This is a genomic window from Mucilaginibacter pineti (genome assembly GCF_900101875.1).
In the GTDB taxonomy this organism is placed as follows: domain Bacteria; phylum Bacteroidota; class Bacteroidia; order Sphingobacteriales; family Sphingobacteriaceae; genus Mucilaginibacter; species Mucilaginibacter pineti.
This window is the reverse complement of record NZ_FNAI01000003.1, coordinates 62,167-83,618: the sequence shown is the minus strand read 5'-3', so window position 1 is coordinate 83,618 and position 21,452 is coordinate 62,167. Positions and strand designations below refer to the sequence as shown.

General features: G+C 42.7%; 16 protein-coding genes. 4 read left to right on the top strand and 12 right to left on the bottom strand.

The features are described 5' to 3' along the window. Positions 1–81 precede the first annotated feature (81 nt). The 3 genes from BLS59_RS08370 to BLS59_RS08360 form a co-directional block, all read right to left on the bottom strand. The gene (locus tag BLS59_RS08370; RefSeq protein WP_091147756.1) at positions 82–1,101 is read right to left on the bottom strand and encodes a PorP/SprF family type IX secretion system membrane protein; all 1,020 of its coding nucleotides are present in this window, start codon (positions 1,099–1,101) and stop codon (positions 82–84) included. A gap of 201 nt (positions 1,102–1,302) precedes the next feature. Continuing rightward, positions 1,303–4,722 carry a gliding motility-associated C-terminal domain-containing protein gene (locus tag BLS59_RS08365; protein ID WP_091147753.1) on the bottom strand — a complete coding sequence of 1,140 codons (3,420 nt, stop codon included), beginning with the start codon at positions 4,720–4,722 and terminating at the stop codon, positions 1,303–1,305. Between the two features lie 208 nt (positions 4,723–4,930). Beyond that, positions 4,931–5,380 (bottom strand): response regulator, encoded by a 450-nt coding sequence (locus BLS59_RS08360; RefSeq protein WP_091147751.1) that lies wholly within the window; start codon positions 5,378–5,380, stop codon positions 4,931–4,933. Positions 5,381–5,503: 123 nt separating this feature from the next. On the opposite strand from BLS59_RS08360, the gene BLS59_RS08355 reads away from it, so the two are divergent. Continuing rightward, positions 5,504–7,636, top strand: coding sequence for a sensor histidine kinase (locus BLS59_RS08355; RefSeq protein WP_091147748.1), 2,133 nt, complete (start codon positions 5,504–5,506; stop codon positions 7,634–7,636). A gap of 19 nt (positions 7,637–7,655) precedes the next feature. On the opposite strand, the gene BLS59_RS08350 is transcribed toward BLS59_RS08355, so the two are convergent. The 3 genes from BLS59_RS08350 to BLS59_RS08340 all read right to left on the bottom strand — a co-directional run bounded on the left by BLS59_RS08350 (position 7,656) and on the right by BLS59_RS08340 (position 12,070). After that, on the bottom strand, positions 7,656–8,360 hold the full coding sequence (locus tag BLS59_RS08350; RefSeq protein ID WP_091147746.1) for an NUDIX hydrolase: 705 nt from the start codon (positions 8,358–8,360) through the stop codon (positions 7,656–7,658). Positions 8,361–8,521: 161 nt separating this feature from the next. Then, complete coding sequence (locus tag BLS59_RS08345) at positions 8,522–10,282, bottom strand: ABC transporter ATP-binding protein (RefSeq protein WP_091148748.1); 1,761 nt, start codon at positions 10,280–10,282, stop codon at positions 8,522–8,524. Positions 10,283–10,315: 33 nt separating this feature from the next. Then, positions 10,316–12,070, bottom strand: coding sequence for an ABC transporter ATP-binding protein (locus BLS59_RS08340; RefSeq protein WP_091147744.1), 1,755 nt, complete (start codon positions 12,068–12,070; stop codon positions 10,316–10,318). 343 nt (positions 12,071–12,413) lie between these two features. Here BLS59_RS08340 and BLS59_RS08335 point away from each other — a divergent pair, with 343 nt between their 5' ends. Genes BLS59_RS08335 through BLS59_RS08325 form a run of 3 tightly spaced genes read left to right on the top strand, consistent with a single transcriptional unit; the run spans position 12,414 to position 16,371 of the window. Beyond that, the gene (locus BLS59_RS08335; RefSeq protein WP_091148745.1) at positions 12,414–13,103 is read left to right on the top strand and encodes an ABC transporter ATP-binding protein; all 690 of its coding nucleotides are present in this window, start codon (positions 12,414–12,416) and stop codon (positions 13,101–13,103) included. Positions 13,104–13,106: 3 nt separating this feature from the next. Next, entirely contained in the window at positions 13,107–15,659 is a 2,553-nt protein-coding gene (locus BLS59_RS08330) for an ABC transporter permease (protein ID WP_091147742.1), read from the top strand. Positions 15,660–15,663: 4 nt separating this feature from the next. Beyond that, entirely contained in the window at positions 15,664–16,371 is a 708-nt protein-coding gene (locus BLS59_RS08325; protein ID WP_091147739.1) for an arylesterase, read from the top strand. A gap of 23 nt (positions 16,372–16,394) precedes the next feature. On the opposite strand, the gene BLS59_RS08320 is transcribed toward BLS59_RS08325, so the two are convergent. The 6 genes from BLS59_RS08320 to BLS59_RS08295 form a co-directional block, all read right to left on the bottom strand. Beyond that, positions 16,395–17,405, bottom strand: a complete 1,011-nt coding sequence (locus tag BLS59_RS08320) for a LacI family DNA-binding transcriptional regulator (protein ID WP_091147736.1) — start codon at positions 17,403–17,405, stop codon at positions 16,395–16,397. 143 nt (positions 17,406–17,548) lie between these two features. After that, positions 17,549–18,379 (bottom strand): hypothetical protein, encoded by an 831-nt coding sequence (locus tag BLS59_RS08315; RefSeq protein WP_091147733.1) that lies wholly within the window; start codon positions 18,377–18,379, stop codon positions 17,549–17,551. A 331-nt stretch (positions 18,380–18,710) separates the two neighbouring features. Continuing rightward, positions 18,711–19,232: a tetratricopeptide repeat protein gene (locus BLS59_RS08310; protein WP_091147730.1), complete on the bottom strand. Its 522-nt coding sequence runs from the start codon at positions 19,230–19,232 to the stop codon at positions 18,711–18,713. A 322-nt stretch (positions 19,233–19,554) separates the two neighbouring features. After that, positions 19,555–19,803, bottom strand: coding sequence for a hypothetical protein (locus BLS59_RS08305; RefSeq protein ID WP_091147727.1), 249 nt, complete (start codon positions 19,801–19,803; stop codon positions 19,555–19,557). 33 nt (positions 19,804–19,836) lie between these two features. Beyond that, entirely contained in the window at positions 19,837–20,586 is a 750-nt protein-coding gene (locus tag BLS59_RS08300; protein WP_091147724.1) for an ABC transporter ATP-binding protein, read from the bottom strand. Then, positions 20,583–21,452 carry an ABC transporter permease gene (locus BLS59_RS08295; protein WP_091147721.1) on the bottom strand — a complete coding sequence of 290 codons (870 nt, stop codon included), beginning with the start codon at positions 21,450–21,452 and terminating at the stop codon, positions 20,583–20,585. The genes BLS59_RS08300 and BLS59_RS08295 overlap by 4 nt, the downstream gene beginning before the upstream one ends.

The following is a 21,452-nucleotide window of genomic DNA, read 5'->3' as shown; positions in this document are numbered from 1 at the left end:
AATTAAAAAGCCCTGTTTTAAATAAAACAGGGCTTTTTAATTAGTCTAATTTGCATATCTGCACATCTGAAATTTGCACATCTAAAATCCGTGTTGCGGACTGCTTACTTTATAGCGGTTATTAAGCAGTATGCCAATCACAATTTCGTGCGAGCCGTTGCTTACCGTGTTGAGGGCTGATGTGGTAAAATCATAGGAGTAGCCAACGTTTACAAATGAACTTACATTAAAGCCCACAAGCGCTGCAAATGAATCATTACGACGGTATGACCCGCCTACCCAAAATTTATCCTGGAATGCAAGTTTGGCGTTAACATCAAACGTGGTTGGCACGGGCTGTATGAACTTTAGCAATGCCGATGGTATCAGCGTAACATCGTCAGACAAAAACACCTTAAAACCGCCTGTTACAAAGAAATGAGGCACTGTTTTATTTTGCAATGCACTGCTACTGCTGGTTATGTACATATTTTGCGGCAGTATTTGCTGGGCCGATACACCAAAGAAATAATTAGATGAATATGCCCAGATGCCTACCCCCAGATCGGGTTTCCATTGGTTGTTGTTGATGTTATAAAATATAGGGTCGTTAGGATCGGCAGTGGTTATTTGGGATAGGTTGAGCACATTATGGCTTACCCCCGCCGATACGCCAACCGACAAGTTTAACGTTGATGTTAAACCCAGGTGATAAGCGTAAGTAGCATCAATATTAGTTTGTGAAATAGGTCCGGTTTTGTCAGATACCAGGGTTAAGCCAATACCATGATGCGGTTCGGCAGCCTGATACTGCTGGGTGTATAACCTGCTTGATGGGTAAACTCCCCCACCCGCCGGAAATGCGGTAGCATCGCCCTGTACAAAATCCTTACCTATGGGCGCATTTATGGTTAAATAACCGGTAACGGGAGCGCCGTCAAGGCCTGTCCATTGGCTGCGGTATCCTGCTTTAACGTCGGTATAATTTTCAATACCCGTTACCGCCGGATTTAAAATGTAGTTATTAAAAATATATTGTGTGTACTGCGGGCGTTGCTGTGCATAAGTGCTTTGCAAACAAACTGCGGTAAAAACAATAATAAAGTATAAAATTCGCTTCATTGTTTATATGATGATAGTTACACTACCCGAAATAAGCTTCAGTCCGTTTCCTTGGTTAATCATATAAATAGATGCCCAGCCGGAACGTTAATGTCTTTATACGTTCCATTCCACGGTATGTTATAACCAATTGACGAATATAGCTTTTCTCTGTATCTGTTGTATGCATCGATTGTATTATTTGAATAGGTTATTAAGTTTTTACCTGATGATAGTAACATTGCCCGAAATTACTTTACGCCCGTTTTTAGGATCGATAATATAATAGTAAGTACCCGGCGGAACAGCGCTCCCTTTATAGGTACCATCCCAGGGCACATTGTATCCTATAGACGAAAATAGTTTTTGTCCGTACCTGTTAAATATATCAACCGTATTGCCAGGATAAGTTGCCAGGTATTTAATTTCCCAAACATCGTTCCTTCCATCGCCGTTAGGCGTAAATGTGTTGGGGATCTGCAGATTTTTTAAAACATTTACGGTTACATCTGCACTTGCCGAGCAGCCTTCGGCAGATGTTACAATGAGTTTGTAAGGGGTAGTTTCTGTAGGTGTAGCTACGGGGTTAAGCACATCGTCATGATCTAAGCCTGTTGAAGGCACCCATTTATACGTTAAATTGTGCCCGCTCACTGTTGGTTTTAAAGTTATATGTGAACCCTCGAGGATCAGCACATCATTCCCGGCAGTTACCGTTGGCGATGGATAAACTGTAATGGGAATCAGCACCGTATCGGCACAGGCATTTTGACTGGTGTAGATATATTGAATATTAAAAGTACCCGCACCTGCCGCCGCCGGAGTAAACACCCCGCCAGCACTTACACCGGCACCAGAAAACACCCCTGCTCCTGTAGGCCCTTCGGGCGGCAGGGATGTAAGCTGGATTGGCTCTTTTTCGGGGCAGATACCTGGAACCGCCGCAAAAGTCACTATTGGTGTTCCTTTTAAGGTGATGGTAATTGGCTGCTTAACATCGCCGCATATATCGCCAGAAAAAGCTGCTATTTGCACCTGGTAATTTTGGGTAGCATTTGTAAACTGAGGATAAACATGGCGCAGCTGCTGCCCAAATGCAGGATGATCATACACAACCTTGGTTGATGGATCGGTTATGTCATAAATTACCTCTATACGGGTAACGTTACCAAAGTTTACGGTCGATCTGTTTTCGAAAAACACTTCGCGGTTACTGCAAAGGTCATTGGGGTTCAGCACCTCAATATCGGCTTTGGGATTATCTCCATTTACCCGGAAGCTTTGTGATGAGGTAACCTCGCAGCCATATTTAGATTTTACGGTCAGCGTTACCGTATAATTCAATTGCGCATCTATAAACCTGTGTTTAGGGTTTTTATCTGTAGATGTATTGGGGTTGCCGGCATTGGAGTTTACGTCGCCAAAGTTCCATAGGTAAGTAAAATCGGCTTCAGTATTATCGGCAATAGTGCTTTTATCGGTAAACATGGCAAAGTCGGCAGTACAGGCATCGGGCATGGTAAAGTCAACAACAGGTAATTCATGTATAATGATGTCTTTTTGCTTTACATCGCTGGTGCAGCTATTAGCATTTGATACAGTTAGTTTAACGGTGAAAGTTCCTGTTGCCGGGTAGTTGTGTGTAAACGGAAGATTATCAACCTTTTCAACAACCGGCGAGCCATCGCCAAAGTCCCAGGTCCATTTAGTAATTGGGTCATTTGCAGGAATGGATTTATCAGTAAAAGTTATATCAGCAGCCTTACACTCGGGCGTCGAAAAATCAAAATCGGCAACAGGTATGGCGCTTATATGCACGGGTATAATATCAGATACATCGCCGCAGCCGTTTTGGTTGGTAACTGTTAAATGTACCTTAAAATCGTTAGCATAAGTATAGGTATGGGTTGGACTTTGCAATACCGATGTTTGTCCGTCGCCAAAATCCCATAACCAGGTTTTTATGTTGTTGCCAAAAGTTTCAGACACATCTGTAAACGTTACCGGCTGCCCCAGGCAAGCATTGGTAAAAGTGGCTTTGGCTACCGGATAATCAGCCACGTTAAAATCAAACTCCACATCTTCATTTGAGCCGCAATCATCTGCCACGGGGTTTAAAACGGTGGCTACAACGCTATGATCGCCGGGGGTATAGGGTGGTAAATTACCGGGATACTCATAAACATACAATACTTTGGTACCCGTTGGGTTAGTAGTGAATTTAACAACCGGGTTAGGGTCATTAACAACGGTTCCGTTTTTAAAGTCCCACTTAATATTGGTTGTTTGGAAAGGCAAGGTAAGCTGTAATTTATAGGCAACACCCGAGCAGCCATTAGTTTGCGGCGTGGGACTAAGCGGATCTTTTAGTGTAATAAATTCGTTCAGATTTTTAAGGTTGGTACCCGCTGCATAACCGTATGATTCGTTATTACCAAAACCATAAGCTATAGCATTAAAACCTTCGGCAGCGCTTATGTGGTGCACCCCGGCGCTAACACTAATTTGTGCGTACGAATAAGTTGTATTTTGCGGCACCACGGTAAAGCTTGTATAAGGCGCCCCATCAAGCTGAAAGGTGGGTACAGCGCTGGTTTTTATAACGACGTTTATATAATTAAACCTTATTAAAAAATTGGATGTTGAATTTAACGTTACATGATCAATGGTTTGCTCGGTTGGATTAAGGTAGATCATTTCAGGATCACCTATGTCGCCGGCAAAAACACTGCTACAACTAAGTGATTGGGATTGGGATACTGCATACTGAGCTACCTGGATGGGCTTATCGGCCGATATGAAATTGGTTGCATTTGAATTAAAATCATAGTAAACACCATTAGTAAACTGACCCGGCGCCAATACAGCACCGTTTAACGTTACAGAGGTATTAGGATCACTTAATATGATCCTGAAAACATCGTAATTGCGCCCTTTTAGCGGTGCTGTTACATAATTTTTGCCCCATGACGATGTTGGGTAAACCTGCTGGAAAAGATTATCTGATGTGTAATAAGTTGTATTACAGCCGATAGCTATTTTTGAGCTGCCCGAAAAAACAGCCACCTTTTTACAGGAGCCGGCATCGGTACTAATTGTTCTTATTCGTGTACCCGTTAAATCATTCAACGCCAGGCCTTGAAAAACCTCACCCTGCTTCAAAACAATATTGAAAGGTATATTTGCCTGCTGCCCGCCTTTTAAATTACTTGCGGGGGTTATTTCAACCGTTGTATTATCCTCAGTACCAATAACTGTAAAAACAGAATATGAGGGTTTCCTCTCCTGGTTATCATTTAATGAGTTTGATTTTTGGATGAAATTTATAGAGGTATAGCTTTTACCCAGCGTGTTAACCGGCAATAAAAGTGTTGCCCCCGATACACTGGACGCATAGATATGCGCGTAAACAGCAATGGGCTTTTGCGAAACTATATGTATCCCCTTCAAAAACTGCCCTTGAATATCACCAAGAAAAGCGCTGGACGGAATGTTTACAGTTAAAATATTCCCGGCAACAACAGGATAGGTTTGTGAAAAGCTGCCATCGGCCACCGTTACTGCTACGGTAGTATTTGCATCGCCCGTAATGTATAACGCCATCTGGCTCCCTCTACCAATGGCACCATCAATATGATCCATGTAGTTTGCCCAAAATTCAGTCCCCAGGTTTGAAACCCCTTGCGACCGGGCACAAAGACTACCGAGCAACAAAATTAAGACCGAAACTATCGCCCGTAGAAATCTCACCCGCTATAATGTGTTAATGGCTCGTAATTTGTAAGTGCTAATATAAAATTACTTTTTAAAAATACACAAAGCCTTACACGTTAACACTAAAAGGGCAAACTTAACGGTTGGTTTTGGTTAAATGCTCCAGTTCCAGGGTGGCTATTTGCAGCTTGTAGGTAAGTTCCTTATTCTCCTTGCGCAGCAGGTAAATTTCAATGGCGTTTTGGATATAAATTTTAAGCTCGTCGTTTTGCCAGGGCTTTACCAGGTATTTGTAAACCTGCCCCCGGTTTATGGCGTCAATAACGGCGTTAATGTCTGAAAAACCGGTAAGCAATATCCGGATGGTATCCGGGTATATATGCAAAATTGACTCCAGGAACTCGATGCCGGTGGTTACCGGCATTCGCTGATCCGTAATAATAACACCAATTTCATTTGATGCCAGTATCTTACTACCCTCTTCGGCAGATTGCGCTGTATAGATATTAAAGTTGCGCCTAAAGGCGGCCTTAAAACTATTCAGGTTATTTATCTCGTCGTCAACGTACAACACTCCAACATCCATAGCAAATGATACAGGTAAATTTCAGGTTATTTATAACAGGTTATAAAAGTAAATTTATATAAAGTTTAGTTTTCTGCGCATTTTTATTATAATTAGTGCCTTGCGCAACAGCGATACATATATATGAAAAAAATATTAATAATAGCTTACCTGATATTGCAATACGCAACTGCTTTTGCCGGCAATACAGATACACTTATTGTTAATACAAATCAATCGCAACTGTTAACGTCCCGCTATTTTAATGAACTTAATGATCATGACGGCACCCTTACCATACAACAAGTTTTAAACAGCAATGATTTTTATACAAGCAAAACTTTGCTGCCTACGTTAAAGTTTTCCAAATCAACAATATGGTTAAAAGTTGTATTAAAAAACAATACCGACGAAAGTATTATCCCTATTAGTGTAACCGCCAGCGTTATTGACGCCCTGGATCTTTACTATATTGATAAAACCGATAAAAAGATAACGCATATTTCTATAGATCAGCTGCAATCAAATTTTTTGCTACAGAAAATAACCTCCATACAGTACCCTATTTTACCGGGCACTGTAAATACCATATACCTGCGTGTTAAAAGCAATGCCTCAACAATAATTCCGCTGCGTATTTATAGCGTATCGGCTTTTTTAGAAAACCGCACCATAGAAAACATTATTATGGGTGCCATTGCGGGTATATTATTGGTGATGGGCCTTTATAATTTAATGCTATTTTCCATAGTTGGCGACCGCAGCTATTTGTATTATGTGTTTTATATTTTGTTCCTTGGGCTTTCCCAATCCCTGTTGCGTGGCTACGGTGGCATACTATTTACCAATAAGGCAATTTTAAACAATTATGTTATTCCTATTATAAGGGTATGCTTTGGCTTTTCATTATTACTTTTTGTGGGCGAGTTTTTACACTTGAAAAAACGCCTGAAACATTGGTATAAATATTACCTGTGCCTGTATGGTTTGTACACGTTACTGCTTTTGGCAATCTTATTTGGGTTTGTTGTAGCCGCTTACAACCTTATTACCATTACAATATCCTTAACTGCTGTTAGCCTGCTTATTATTGGTGTTTATTTGTATGTAAAGGGCTTTAAGCCGGCCAAGTTTTTCATGTTGGGCTGGGGGCTTTTTTTGGTGAGCATACTCATTTCTGTTGCACGTAATAAGGGACTTATAATTTATAATGATTTTACAGCCAATATTATTCCTTACAGCTCAGTTGCAGAGCTTGTCCTTTTCTCTGCAGCGCTGGCCGACAAAATAAATTTTTACCGCGGACAAAAAATCCAGCTGCAAAACTTTGCCATAACCGTTGCCAAAGAAAATGAACGGCTAACCACCGAGCAAAATATATTGCTTGAAAACAAGGTTAAGGAGCGTACCAACGAACTTATAGTTACCAATAAAAACCTATCGGTAACTATTGAGGATCTCAAAAACACGCAAAAGAAACTTATCGATACCGAAAAAATGGCATCGCTGGGGCAGCTTACTGCAGGTGTGGCCCATGAGATAAACAACCCTATAAACTTTGTAAGCTCCAACGTAAATCCATTACGACTTGATTTTGATGAACTTTTTTTACTGCTGGACAGCTATGATGCCGCGCTGAGTAATCCCGGTCATCCCCGTTTTTTGGAGGTACTGAACGATTACAAGGAAAAGGTAGACCCTATTTTTATTAAAGACGAGATTACTACGCTGTTGAACGGCATTGAAGAGGGTGCCAGGCGCACTGCCGAAATTGTAAAAAGCCTGCGCACCTTTAGCAGCACCGATGACCTGGTTTTAAAAACATTGGATATTGATAAGGCTATTTATGCCAACTTGCTTATTTTACGCAGTACCATCCCCTATTACATACAAATTACTCCATTGTTGGATACCATTGAACCGTTAAATTGCTATCCGGGTAAAATTAACCAGATGCTCATTAACCTCATCAGCAACAGCGTTTATGCCATAAAAGCAAAGCAAACGCATGAAAACGAATCTATTTTAATAGTTACCAAAGATGAGCCGGAATATATTTACATAGAGATAACCGACACGGGTACCGGCATGACCGATGAAACCAAACAACGCATGTTTGAGCCTTTTTTCACTACTAAAGATGTAGGCGAAGGCACTGGCTTAGGCCTTTCCATTGTGTTTGGCATTATTGAAAAACACCACGGCAGCATCGAAGTAGTTTCGGAATTAGGCAAAGGCACTAAAATAACCGTGCAGTTGCCCAAAAACCTCGTCTGATAAATCCGGTACTATTCTACTAAAAAAACTTCTCTGGGTTAGGAACCAGGTTCAGGAACGACTCAAAGTTTTCTTCGTAGTGCGATTGATCCAGCTTATAATAAAACGCACCTTTTTTTGAAGATAGTTTGTCCTTTTCGGGCTGTTTTACCAGCAAACCTGTCGAAAGCAGTTTACGGCTAAAGTTACGGTCATCAAATTTGGTTTGATAAACGCCTTCGTAAAGTGCCTGCAATTGCGGTATAGTAAATTTTTCTGGCAATAACTGGAATAATATAGGGTGCAGCGCAGCTTTATAGCGCAATTGCCTTTTTGCCAGCCTCACCATTTCTACGTGGTCAAATATCAAATCGGGCATTTCATCAAGCAGGAACCATTCGGGGTGGTATTCTTCACTTAACTGTTTTTCGTATTGATGAATATCTATAAGTGCGAAGTAGGCGATTGACAAAGTACGTTCAACAGGGTCGCGGCCTGGTTGGCCAAACACCTGAAACTGCTCCATGTACACATTTTTTAAACCTGTACGCAATTCAAGTACGCGGTTGGCGGCATCATCCGGCGATTCGGACGGTTGAATAAAGCCCCCCATAAGGCTCCATTTATGTTTTTCGGGTTCAAGACCACGTTGTACCAGTAATAATTTTATGTTCCAGCCATCGAAACCGAATATGATACAATCGGTTGCCACTAACATGCGCTTCTGGCCGCTATACTTCTGCATAATTAAGTTTAGAGTTTATTTACAAGTGTAAAAATAATTACGCAATTATTTAGTGTCGATTTTACAAGAATTTACTAAAACCACACATTATATTGCATAAAACGCATTAAATCTGTTCGTGATTTGTTGCTTTCTTCAATCCAAACGAAATTTTGTGCTTTTTAACTCGTCCTTTTACCTTGCAGCAGCATTTCCATGGCATCATTTAATGAACCCGCGCGGATAACTTCGCCCGAGTTAACAAAAAATATTTCATCGGCGTTCTCAATTGTATTCAGGCGGTGGGCTATAATAACCCGTGTAGTGGTCTTGGGCAGCTTGTTTAAAATATCGCTCAGCAATTGCTCGGTAATGGTATCAATATTGGCCGTAGCCTCATCAAGGATCAACAATTCAGGGTTACGCAAAACAGCCCGCATAAAGGCAATAAGCTGTTTTTGACCAAGACTGATACTATCCCCGCCAGAAAGTACAGGCGTATCCAATCCGTTTTCAAAAATGGCCAGCAGCGTGCCTAAATTGGCATCCTTAATAACCTGCTCTACCTGTTGGTTGGTGTAATCCTTATACAATTCGTTACCATACAGGATATTATCCTTAACCGTACCGGTAAACAAAAATGGTTCCTGCAAAATAAAACCGATCTTTTGGCTGCGCTCAACAGGATCATAACTGCGAATATCCTTGCCATTCAGCAACACCAAACCTTCGGATGGATCATAAAGCCTTGCAATTAACGATGCCGTGGTAGTTTTACCGCCACCTGTTGGACCAACAAGCGCATAGGTTTTACCCTGCTCCAGCTTAAAGCTTATATTATGCAAGATCTCGCGCGATTCATCATAACTAAAGTGTACATCCCTGAACTCTAAAAGTGCTGCAGATGGTTCGGCTACCCCAGCGACAATTTGCGGCAGGTTGGTTTCCAGCGATAAGATCTGCGAGATCCTGTCCCACCCGGCCATGGCGAGCTGAAAGTTTGTCCATAAAGCAGCCAATTGCCTTAAAGGATTGTAAAACAGCGTTGCGTACGACAAATAACTCACCAGTAAACCAATAGAGAATTGCCCCGTGCCAATTAAATAAATACCAAACGCCAACACGATAAGCTGCGCCACACTGGCAAACAGCCCGTAAACCGGCACAAAAACGTTGTTGGCCAAACCCGCACCGATGGCGGTTTTATAATTTTGAGCGTTGGCAATCTCGAAACGTTTACGGAAATAATCGCGGCGGTTAAAAGCAATGATCACTTTAAAATTATTGAGGCTTTCCTGAATTTCGGCACTCATGCCCCCCACGCTTTTTAAGTTGAGCGCATTTTTCTTTTTTATCCAGGGCGATAGCGCCAGCGTAAGCAGCAAGATCACAATTGCAGGCGACAAGGCGGCCGCACCTAATTCAATATTAATGAGCAGTAAAAATATACCCGCGCCAACCATGGTAGCAATGTTGCCAATAAACTGCATCAGCGATTGCGAAAAGAATTGGTTGAGCTTATCAGTATCGTTATTCACACGCGATATCAGGTCGCCTGCCTTGTTCTTATTAAAAAAATCGACAGGTAACTGCTGTAATTTATTGAAGATGGAGTTACGCAGCGCAAACAGCATCCTTTGCCCAACGCCGCCCATTAAAGTAGTTTGCATATAACTGGTGAACAATGCCGCCAAAAACATACAAAGCAATAGTATGGCATTATGGAGTACGCCAGTAAAATCCTTGTGTACAACGTATTTATCAATGGTATGCCCAACAATAAACGGCCCCAATAAGTTTAGGGTAGAGTTAACAAGAATAGCCAATACGGCTAACAGCAGCGTGCGTTTTTCGTGGGCTATAAGTTGTACCAGCTTTTTGAGCCCTGCGAGGGTGCTCGTTTTTTCCTGGGTTTTACCAAGCTGGTTTAAGTCGTAATTCATTTTATGGGTAATATTTTTAGGCATGCCGTTTATTTAGTGGGCTGCGCCGGTTTCGTAATTGCTGGTACTTTGCTGCGAGTTAAAAATTTGTACATAATCGGTACTGGTGTGCATCAGTTCATCATGTACCCCGCGTGCCACAATCTCGCCCTGGGTAAGCAGGATGATCTGGTCGTAATGCTCAACCGAGGCTATTTTTTGCGTAACCGATATCAGGGTTAAACCCGGGTAGTTTTTTTGAATATTGGTGAGGATCTTCTTTTCGGTATTGTTATCAACCCGGGCGGTAAAATCATCCAGCAACAAAACTTTAGGGTTTAGGGCCAACGCCCTGGCCAGCATAATACGCTGCTTTTGCCCACCCGATAAACTCGATCCTCTTTCTGATACTATCGTGCTTAAATGCTCTGGTAAACCGTCAATAAATTCGCGCAGTTCGGCGGTATCAATTGCTTTTTGTAATGATTCATCGGTTACGGTATCGCTAAAGGCAATATTTTCGCGAATGCTCATATTAAAGATAATGCTGTCCTGAAAAACAAAACCTACCTGGCTATGGAACGATTCGCTGTCATAAGCGTTAATACTCTTTCCATCAAACAAAACCTCGCCCGATGTAGCGTTGATCAACCCGGTAAGCAGATAAAGCAGTTGCGATTTACCCGCACCCGTGGGCCCTATCACAGCTATTTTTGAACCCGCCGATACATCAAGTGATATATTTTTCAGTGCCGATTTTTGTCCGTAAGAAACGGTTACATCATTAAGCGTTACATTGCCCAGCAAGGTTTCCTTTAAATTACCGACAGCGGTGATATCCGGCGCATCCAAAACTACCCTGATACGTGTAAACGAGGCCGTAGCCTGCGCTATAAGGTTACTCATAAAGCCCAGTATAAAAATAGGGAATATCAGCAGCGACAAATAGCTATTGAACGCTGCGAAGCTACCCAGGCTCATGGTACCTGTAATTACAAAATGCCCGCCCATTACCAAAATGGTTAAGGCGGCAATATTAGCCGTAAAGGTTACAATAGGTATAAGCCCGGCAAAAAAGCCCAGGATGCGCAGACCGTAGTCCCTGGCTTCGGTGTTGGCTCTCAGAAATTTATCATACTCCAACTGCTGCGAGTTAATTACCCGGATAAGCGCAGCGCCCAGGATGCTTTCGTTAATTACCTTATTCAGCTGATCTATAACGCCACGGCTTTTCATAAATAGTGCGCGCACGTTTTTTAACACATAAGCAAACGTACCGCCAATGATGGGGATAATGGCAATTACTGCCAGCCCCAGTTTCCAGTTAATGGTAAGCAGCAGCACACTACAGCCTATGATAATAAACAACGATGATACAATAGACACCAGCGCCTGCGATACAAAAAGCTTAATGGAATCAACGTCGGCAGTAAGATTGGTGAGCAACTTTGAGGGATTGGCCTGCTCAATAAAGGCGTAACTCTGGCGCGAGATCTTGTCAGACAGTCGCTGCCTTAAATCCCGTGCTACACGCTCCGAGGCATAAGTTTGGATGATAGCCTGAAGGTATGCGAAAACGAAGATAAGCAATGCCGCTATTGAGAATTTCTTAACGATGGTGCTAAATACAAAATGCTTTTGTGTGTAATCATCAATGCCACCACGGATAATCTGGGGCAACCAAAGGTTAATGCCGTTGCTTAACAGCGCAAACAGTAAAAGCAGGCTCACCAACCCCATATAAGGCTTTAGCAAACTAAAAATACCGGGGGGCTTACTGGCTGGTTTAGTAGGTTTATCGTTTTGCATTAATATCAAAAATATGGTTTAAGGCCGATGCGCAATTTAGCAACACCGCCGCGTTTATTATAGGTTTATGTGTAAAATTAACATTATGAATGCAATGCCATATTAAATAAACCTTAATTATACTGACGATTGAGTCGGGAAAACATTTTACACGATTTAAGGATTATTTTGATTGACAGGATTTTGGGGAATGGGGAGTGCGGGTAAATTGTATTTCCTATGTCATTAAATTTCATATTATAACTGGTTTCCGCTGTAAGTGGCATAATACTTGGATATTTATGCAAACCGGGCCGGTAACAAACCAAGCACGGGTGCATCTATATCAATAAAAATTATCCCTTTGGAAACTATCCTTAATATTTTAAATCTCAGTAAAACCTATCAAAGCGCCGGGCGTATGCTCACCGTGCTTGATAATATAAACTTCGCCATTGCAACCGGCTCAACCAATGCCATTGTTGGCCCATCGGGCAGCGGTAAAACAACCCTGCTTGGCCTGTGCGCCGGGCTCGACCGTTCAAGTTCGGGTTCTGTTGAGCTCAATGGCATCAACCTGAGTAATTTAACAGAAGACCAGCGCGCACAGGTACGCAACCAGCACGTAGGTTTCATATTTCAGAATTTTCAGTTGCTACCCACGTTAACCGCATTGGAAAACGTAATGGTTCCGCTGGAGCTTCGCAACGAAAGGAATATAAAGGCACGCGCTTTAGACCTCCTGGATAAAGTAGGTCTTGCCGATCGCGGTCACCACTATCCTTCCCAGCTATCTGGCGGCGAGCAGCAGCGGGTTTCACTGGCGCGGGCTTTTTCAAATGCACCAAAGATCCTTTTTGCCGATGAACCCACCGGTAACCTGGATGCTGAAACCAGCGAAAAGGTGGTAAAACTGATCTTCGACCTCAATAAAGAAGCAGGCACCACGCTGGTTGTTGTAACGCACGACCTGGAACTGGCCGCAAAAACGCAGCGCATTATCCGGATAAAGGGCGGCAAGCTTATATCCGACGAAAAAACAATTAACGGTTAAGCTATGGATCCCGTTAATTATAAACGCAAAATAAACGTTGGCTGGCTGTTTAATATGGCCTGGCGCGATAGCCGGAAAAACCGGTCGCGCTTGTTCCTGTTCATATCGGCCATTGTGTTTGGTATTGCGGCACTGGTGGCTATATATTCGTTCAGGTACAATGTACAAAACGATGTGGATAGCCAGGCTGCTACCCTCATTGGTGCCGACTTGCTGGTATCTGGCAATAAACCGGCCGATGCTCCCCTGAAAAAAATACTGGATTCCCTGGGCGACAAAAGATCAACCGAACGCAGTTTTGCTTCGATGGCCTTTTTTCCAAAAACCAATGGCACAAGGCTGGTACAAATTAGAGCGCTGCAAGGCGACTATCCGTACTACGGTACTATCGAAACTACGCCAATTGAGGCCGGTACATCTTTCAAAAACGGGCAAACCGCGCTGGTTGATAAAACGCTGATGCTGCAATTCAACGTGCACATTGGCGATTCGGTACGGGTTGGGAATGAATTTTTTGAGGTGGTGGGTACGCTAAACAAGGCCCCCGGCCAAAGTGGTGCAATGGCGGGTATAGCGCCTGTTATTTATATCCCCATGAAATACCTGGAGCAAACCGGGCTCATGAAAATAGGCAGCCGGGTTAACTATACTTTTTATTACAAGTACGACCATCCCGTTGACATGGACAAGCTCACCAAAAAGCTTGACCCAATACTGGATAAGGCAGGCATGAACTACGATACCATAAAAACCCGCAAAGAAAACACCGGTCGCGCGTTTGGCGATCTGGGTCGGTTTTTATCGTTGGTGGGCTTTGTTGCCTTGTTGTTGGGTTGCGTGGGCGTGGCCAGCGCTATTCATATTTATGTGCGCGAAAAAATTGCATCCATAGCTATTATGCGCTGTTTAGGCGTAAAGGCTTCGGAAGCATTTCTTATTTACCTTATCCAGATCGTCGGTATCGGGCTTATCGGTTCGGTAGTTGGGGCAGCGCTGGGTACAGCTATTCAGCATTTATTGCCGATAATTTTTAAAGATTTTATTCCGTTCACCATCTCCGTTCAAATTTCGTGGATGGCTATTGGGCAGGGCATTTTATTAGGGGTAATTATATCCATTTTGTTTGCTTTACTCCCATTGATCTCGGTGCGTAATATCTCGCCATTAAATACCCTGCGCATGTCATTTGACGATGCCGGTCGCCCGCGTGATCCTTTACGCTGGCTGGTTTACGCGCTCATCATATTATTCATCGTAGGCTTTACCTTTTTACAATTAGATAGCTGGGTAGGTAGTTTGTTTTTTACGCTGGGCATCCTGATAGCCTTTATGATACTGGCCGGCATTGCCACATTGCTTATGCGTGCCATGAAGCTTATCATCAACAGTGGCTGGAGCTATTTGTGGCGACAAGGATTTGCCAACCTGTACAGGCCAAATAACCAAACGCTTATCCTCATGGTATCTATTGGTTTAAGCACCATGTTTATCTGTACGCTGTTCTTTATCCAAAGCATACTTATTGGTCAGGTGAACTTATCAAGCAGCGGCAATCAAAGCAATATGATACTGTTTGATATCCAAAAAAGTCAGAAGGATGCTGTTGCCGATGTTACGCGCAAACAAGGCTTGCCGGTATTACAGCAAGTGCCTATTGTAACAGTTCGGTTAGAGCAGATAAACGGTAAAACCGCTGCCGATTTAACCAAAGACACCACCATAAAAATCCCGCACGGCGTATTTGCTTACGAGTATAGGGTAACTTTCCGCGATACGCTTTCAGTCTCAGAAAAACTTACCGACGGTAAATGGATAGGCAAAGCCGAAGCGGGCAAAGATGTCCCGGTATCTGTTGAAGAAAACCTGGCCCGCCGCGCCAATCTTAAAATTGGTGATAAGTTGGTGTTTAACGTGCAGGGCGTGCCGATGCCTGCCTATGTGGCCAGCATCCGCAAGGTAAACTGGGGCAAGGTGCAAACCAATTTTCAGGTGGTGTTTCCAACCGGGGTACTGGAAGATGCGCCGCAGTTTCAGGTATTACTTACGCATGTATCATCAAACAAAGTATCGGTTGCGTTTCAGCAGGCCATCGTTAAGCGCTTCCCCAATGTGTCTATTATCGACCTTGGTTTAGTTTTAAGTATCTTAGATGAACTATTGAGCAAAATAAGCTACGTTATCCGTTTTATGAGCGCTTTTAGTATTATCACCGGCATTGTGGTACTCATAGCGTCGGTACGCATCAGCAAATATCAGCGCATCCAGGAAAGTGTATTGCTGCGTACCTTAGGTGCCAGCCGCAAGCAAATATTTGCAATTACGGCTTTAGAATATTTATTTCTTGGCAGCTTATCGGCCCTTACCGGAATTTTGATTGCGGTTGCAGGCAGCTGGCTTTTAGCTAAATACAGTTTTGAGATACCATACTCCGTTAGTTTTTTACCGGCGATGGTTTTATTTTTCATCATCACCATACTAACAGTTATTATAGGCTTGTTAAATAGCAGGGGCGTTTTAAATAAACCACCGCTGGAAATTTTAAGATCAAACGCTTAACAACATGCAAAAATTCAAATTATCATATATCGCGCTTTTCGCTGCCTTTGCATTATCGGCCTGCGGCCAAAAAAACAAACCTGCTGCCGATACATCAGCCAAAACAGATACCACCACAAAGTCCGATGCATCGTCGACCGTAAAAACCATTTTATTTTTTGGCGACAGTCTTACGGCAGGCTACGGGCTGGATGATCCGTCGGAGGCATTTCCAGGCGTAATTGCCAAAAGGTTAGATTCATTGAAACTACCCTATAAGGTAGTAAACGCCGGTGTAAGCGGCGAAACCACCGCCGGCGGCAACAGCCGCATAGATTGGATCCTGAAGCAAAAGATAGATGTTTTTATACTGGAACTGGGCGCAAACGATGGCTTGCGCGGTATCTCGCCTACCGAAACCACCAAAAACCTGCAATCAATAGTTGATAAGGTGAAAGCTAAATACCCCAATGCCAAACTGGTATTGCTGGGTATGCAGGTACCGCCAAACATGGGGCCCGATTATGTAAACAAGTTTAAAGCGGTATTCCCGGCAATAGCCACTAAAAATAAAATGGCACTGGTACCTTTCCTTTTACAAGGCGTAGGCGGTCACCCCGATCTTAACCAGCCCGACGGGATTCATCCTACCGAAAAAGGTGCTAAAATTGTTGCAGAAAATGTATGGACGGTTTTAAAAGGCGAATTGGATAATACTAAGGCTGTTTACTAAAACCCGGTAACCTACATTCGTAGTTACCGGGTCGATTTCCTGATCTTTAATTCGGTAGCTAAGGTAACCTGCTGTTTTGAATCATCTTTAGGTACGTTATTAAGCCTGTTGAGCAATATGGTGATAACCTCTTCGGCAATGGCTTCTACTGGCTGTGCAATGGCAGTGATCTCTGGCGTATACAGTTCAAAAACCTCCAGATCATCAAAGGAGATAAGGGCAATATCATCCGGAATTTTTATACCACTGCTTCTGAATACTTTAAGGCCGCAGGTACCCAGGTAATTATTACCAAATAATACGGCATCGATGTTTTTATTATTGAGTATAAAAGATCTTATTTCTTCGATAATCAACTTCTCTTCCTTGTAAAAATCAACCTCAAGAATATTGGGTTTCAGCTTACTTTCTTCAATAGCCTTCCGATAACCTTGCTTACGGTGCTCCATTTGCGTTTGGGTAGACTCGTAGCTGATGAAAGCGATATGTTCATACCCCTTGTCAATTAACAAACGGGTGGCATTATAGGTGCTGAACAGGTTATCAACCAGTACATGATCGGTTTCAACACCTGGCAAATACCTGTCGAAAAGTACCACGGGGAAACCATCTGCTATCAGATCCTCAATATCGGCCTCAATACCCAGCGGCGGAACAATGATGTAGCCGTCAACATGCTGGTCGCGGAAAAGTGCTATCAGCTCCTTGGTTTTACGGGTATCATTATCTGTACTGCTGTAAATGATCTTATAGCCGTTTTTGTAGGCCCTGTCCTCTATTTGGCGGGCAATGGCTGCAAAAAAATGGTTGGAGATATCCTGAACAAGTAACCCTATGGTGTGCGATTTACCTGTGCGCAAACTTTTGGCAAGGGTATTAGGCTTGTACCCTACTTCGTTAACGTATTTTAAAACGCGCTCAATCATTTCATCGCTGATCCGTTTTTCGCGCGCCCGGCCATTTAATATAAATGATACGGTTGTTTTGGATATATTAAGACTGTTGGCAATATCAACTATTGATAGTTTCTTCATTTATCCAAATATATAAATCATAACATAAAAGCGGTGTTGAAACGGCAATAAGCCGTAACAAAAAAAGATCGCCCGTTACGGGCGACCTTTTCATTTATATATAGGGATTTGAATAGTATTACATAATTACCAGCCACTAACCCTTAGTGGCGTGCGCCAAAGCCTCGGTTTGCTGCAAAGTGCTCGTTTCCGCGGCTGCCGCGATCCTGACCGCCGCCACGGTTGTTACTTGGTTGACTGCCACCGTTGTTGCCATGGTTTCCGTGATCGCCGCCGCCCCAGTTGCCATTTCCGTTGCCATTGTTATGGTCACGACCGCCGCCGTTATCATGGTTTGGCTGTCCGCCGCCCCAGTTACCGTGGTTTTGGTTGCCATTGTTCGGTCTTCCGCCCCAGTTACCCTGATTTCTTGCTGCTGGTCTTTGTCCCCAGTTGCCACGGTCGTTATTGCGGTTTCCCCTGTCCCATCCACGGTTATCGAAACGATTGTCCTGACGGCCGCGATAAGCATATCCTCCATCATATCTTCTGTCGAAACGGTGTCCCCAGTTACCACGATCGCCTGCATAACCACCCCATCTTGAGCGGTATACGTCATTGCGTAAATACGGACGGGAACCGCGTACTTCATACCTTACAGCGGTACGCCAATCATAGTTACGATAAGCGCCGGGCAAGTATGCGCAGGTAACCCACCTGCTGCCATCATTATAGTAGTAACAATTGCCAGATAAGCTATAATAAGCTTCTACTTCAGGCAAATAGTAATAATCATCGCCATTATCGGTATAATCTGCCTGTACATTTTCATCGTCATAAACGGGTGCCTGCTCAACCACTACGGGGCGGGGTGCAGGTACATAAACACGATGTACAGGTATATGAAAACCAAGGTTTATAGATATTTGAGCGTTGGCCTTATTATATAATAAACCGCTCATTGCTATTGCTGATAATATGACTAACTTTTTCATGTTTGCTAATTTTTATACCATTATGACGGTACAAAAAAGCAATGGTTTAATCCATTATTACAATAAGGCTAAAGGAGAAAAGGCTAAAGGCTAAAGGAGAAAGGAGAAAGGCTAAAGGCTAAAGGCTAAAGGCTAAAGGCTAAAGGCTAAAAACACAAAAAGCGGCTTGCGCTGCTTTTTGTGTTTTTAGCAAATCTCGTCATTGCGAGGTACGAAGCAATCTCTAAGCTATACAGAGCGGACCTACAAGAAACAATCCCTTTAATGATGTGCTTTTGGGGCTTTTCTCCGGGCTTTCAGCCTTAGGCTTTCCGCTTTAAGCCTTCAGCACTTACTCTGTAATATGATAAGTATAGGCCTGCGTTTGTTTCATTTTTGAACGTACGCGTTTAAGGCTTAATTCAATATCTGCTTTGTCTTTATTGTCGGTTACTTCCATAAAGGCTTTTTGATAGTTTACCAATGCGGCTGCCCAGTTTTTGTTCTTTTCGTAAAACAAGCCCAGCAGATCGTAAATACCGGCGGTATCTATGCCCTGGGTAGTTAATGCCTTTACAGATATCGCATCTACAGATTTTTCCATGTTCAGAAAAACCAACAGATCAAGGTAATGAACATAATTATCCGGAAACTTTGGTTCCAGTTCCATACAGGTTTTAAAGTGATAGCCTGCTGTTTGGTAATCTTTAATTTCGTAATAATATATCATGCCCAGCTGATGGTGTGCACGCGCGTATAAAGGGTCGTTGCTGATGATCTCGTTTAGTAGTTTGAGTGCCTTTGGGGTTTTCCCATATGAAATTTTATCCACGGCCTGCAAATACTTTTCTTCGATAGTATAATAAGTGTCCATAAATTTTGATAGTGTGTTAAGCCTGCATTGCTGCAAAACTTATTTGTAATAAATAATGATGTAATAAATTCTGTCCGCTGATTATGTTGCTATACCGGACTTGAGAAGAGTATTATAGATGCATAACTCTTCTGCTGCGGCACCCGGGGCCACATTAGTTTTGTGCAGAATGAATTGTTAAACAGCATCATTTATTTTTTCTACAAAAATACACTTATTGTTGGAGAATGCAAAATGAGGAAAATTGCAGGCGTTGACCTGTATGGTGGGAAACGCAAAATATTGCATCTCTACATTAAAAAATCACATTAATAATACCCTATTATGCAGCTATTGCAGCGTTTGCTTTAGCACCTTCAATAAGGAAATTATTTTTCAATTCCTTTTCAGATACTATTACGCTAAAATCATCGTATTTAACGCCGTGTTCAAGAGGGTACAGGGTGTAGCCTCTTTTAAGCGCATCGTAAGTACCCAGCTCAAAGATCTCGTCCTGGGTTTTTCCTTTTATTTTGGCGCCGCTCACTAACTGGTAAGCGTCTGATATGGTTGCAAAATTATTGTTTTTCATGGTACGGCTACCTATACAATTACTTTGCCAATTTTATCCAAACCAATCGAAAAGATCATTTTGCTTTAAAGCCGATTTCTGTTCGCCGCTTAAATCCCTCAATATGGCACCCTCTCCCATTTGTATAATGCGGTTTCCGTAATTGTAGGCATCTTTTAAGTTGTGGGTGATTAGTATTGCAGTCAGTTTAAAATCGGTAATGAGTTTATCGGCCGTCCGCATCACCACATCTGCCGATCGTGGGTCGAGCGCCGCCGTGGGTTCATCTAACAGCAGTACTTTGCAGCTATCCATCACACTCATCAATAGCGTTAAAGCCTGTCTTTGTCCGCCCGATAGTGTGCCCATAGGCTGTTCTATCTTATTCTCCAGCCCCATACCCAGGGTAGCGATTTTCTCCTTAACCTGTTGCTTAAAAGCATCATTTACCCCGATTGATAAGCCCTTTGCCTTGGTGCGGATGGCAGCCAGTCTGAAATTATCAAGTATACTCAGATCAGATGCAGTGCCGCTCATAGGGTTCTGGAACACCCGGGCTATCCATTGGCTGCGCCGATAGTCGGGCGTTTTGGTAACATCATTCCCGTCGATATTGATAGAGCCGTTATCCGGAAAGACAGTTCCTGCAACTAAATTGAGCAGTGTTGTTTTCCCTGAGCCGTTGGAGCCTACTATCACCAGGAACTCATTACTTTGAATGTTAAGCCGAATGCCGTTAACAGCATTAACCTGGTTGGCCTTCCCTTTATTAAATGCCTTATGAACGTTGTTGATAGCTATCATGATGCTTTGCCAAAGGATAAACGGGGTAAACTAACTATCAGCAATACAAAAGTAGACGTAGTTAAACTTAACAAATTAGGATCAACTCCAATTGCTAATGTCAATGCTAATACCAATTGAAATATAATGGCTCCTATCAACACCAAAATTAAAATTATCCAAACGTTAGTTATATTAAACCAGTTTATGAACGATTCTGCTATTATTACCGAGCCTAAACCTATTATTACAATTGCCTGTCCCATGTTTATATCAGCAAATGCCTGAAACTGTACGATCATATAGCCACTCAAAGCGGTAAGCGCATTGGCCAAAGCGAGCCCCACAATTTTCATTCTATCGGTATCGACACCTAAAGCACGAACCATTGATTCACTATTTCCTGTAGCGCGCATGGCTATTCCAAAATCAGTTTTCAGTAAATAACCTATCATCAATGTAATGATTGCCACAAAAACAGATAATATCCAAAATGTATTATGATTTGGATCGGCAGCAATGTTCAATATAGAAAACAACGAGGACGTGCTTATCAATGGTAAATTAGAACGCCCCATTATAATTAAATTAACAGAGTGAAGCCCTGTCATAACTAATATACCTGCTAACAGCGCGTTGACCTTTAATTTAGTTGTAATAAGTCCGGTTAATGCGCCAGCAATTCCGCCGGCGAAAATTACAATTGGTAAAATAAGGTACGTAGATTGATGATTTGTAAGCATAATCCCCGTGATTGCACCGCCCAGCGTATAACTTCCGTTAGTGGTAATGTCGGGGATATTAAAAATCTTCATGGAGATGTAGATCCCTAACGCAAGCGCCGAAAAACACAATCCCTGCAATAAAGCGGTAAGGTAAAAATCCAT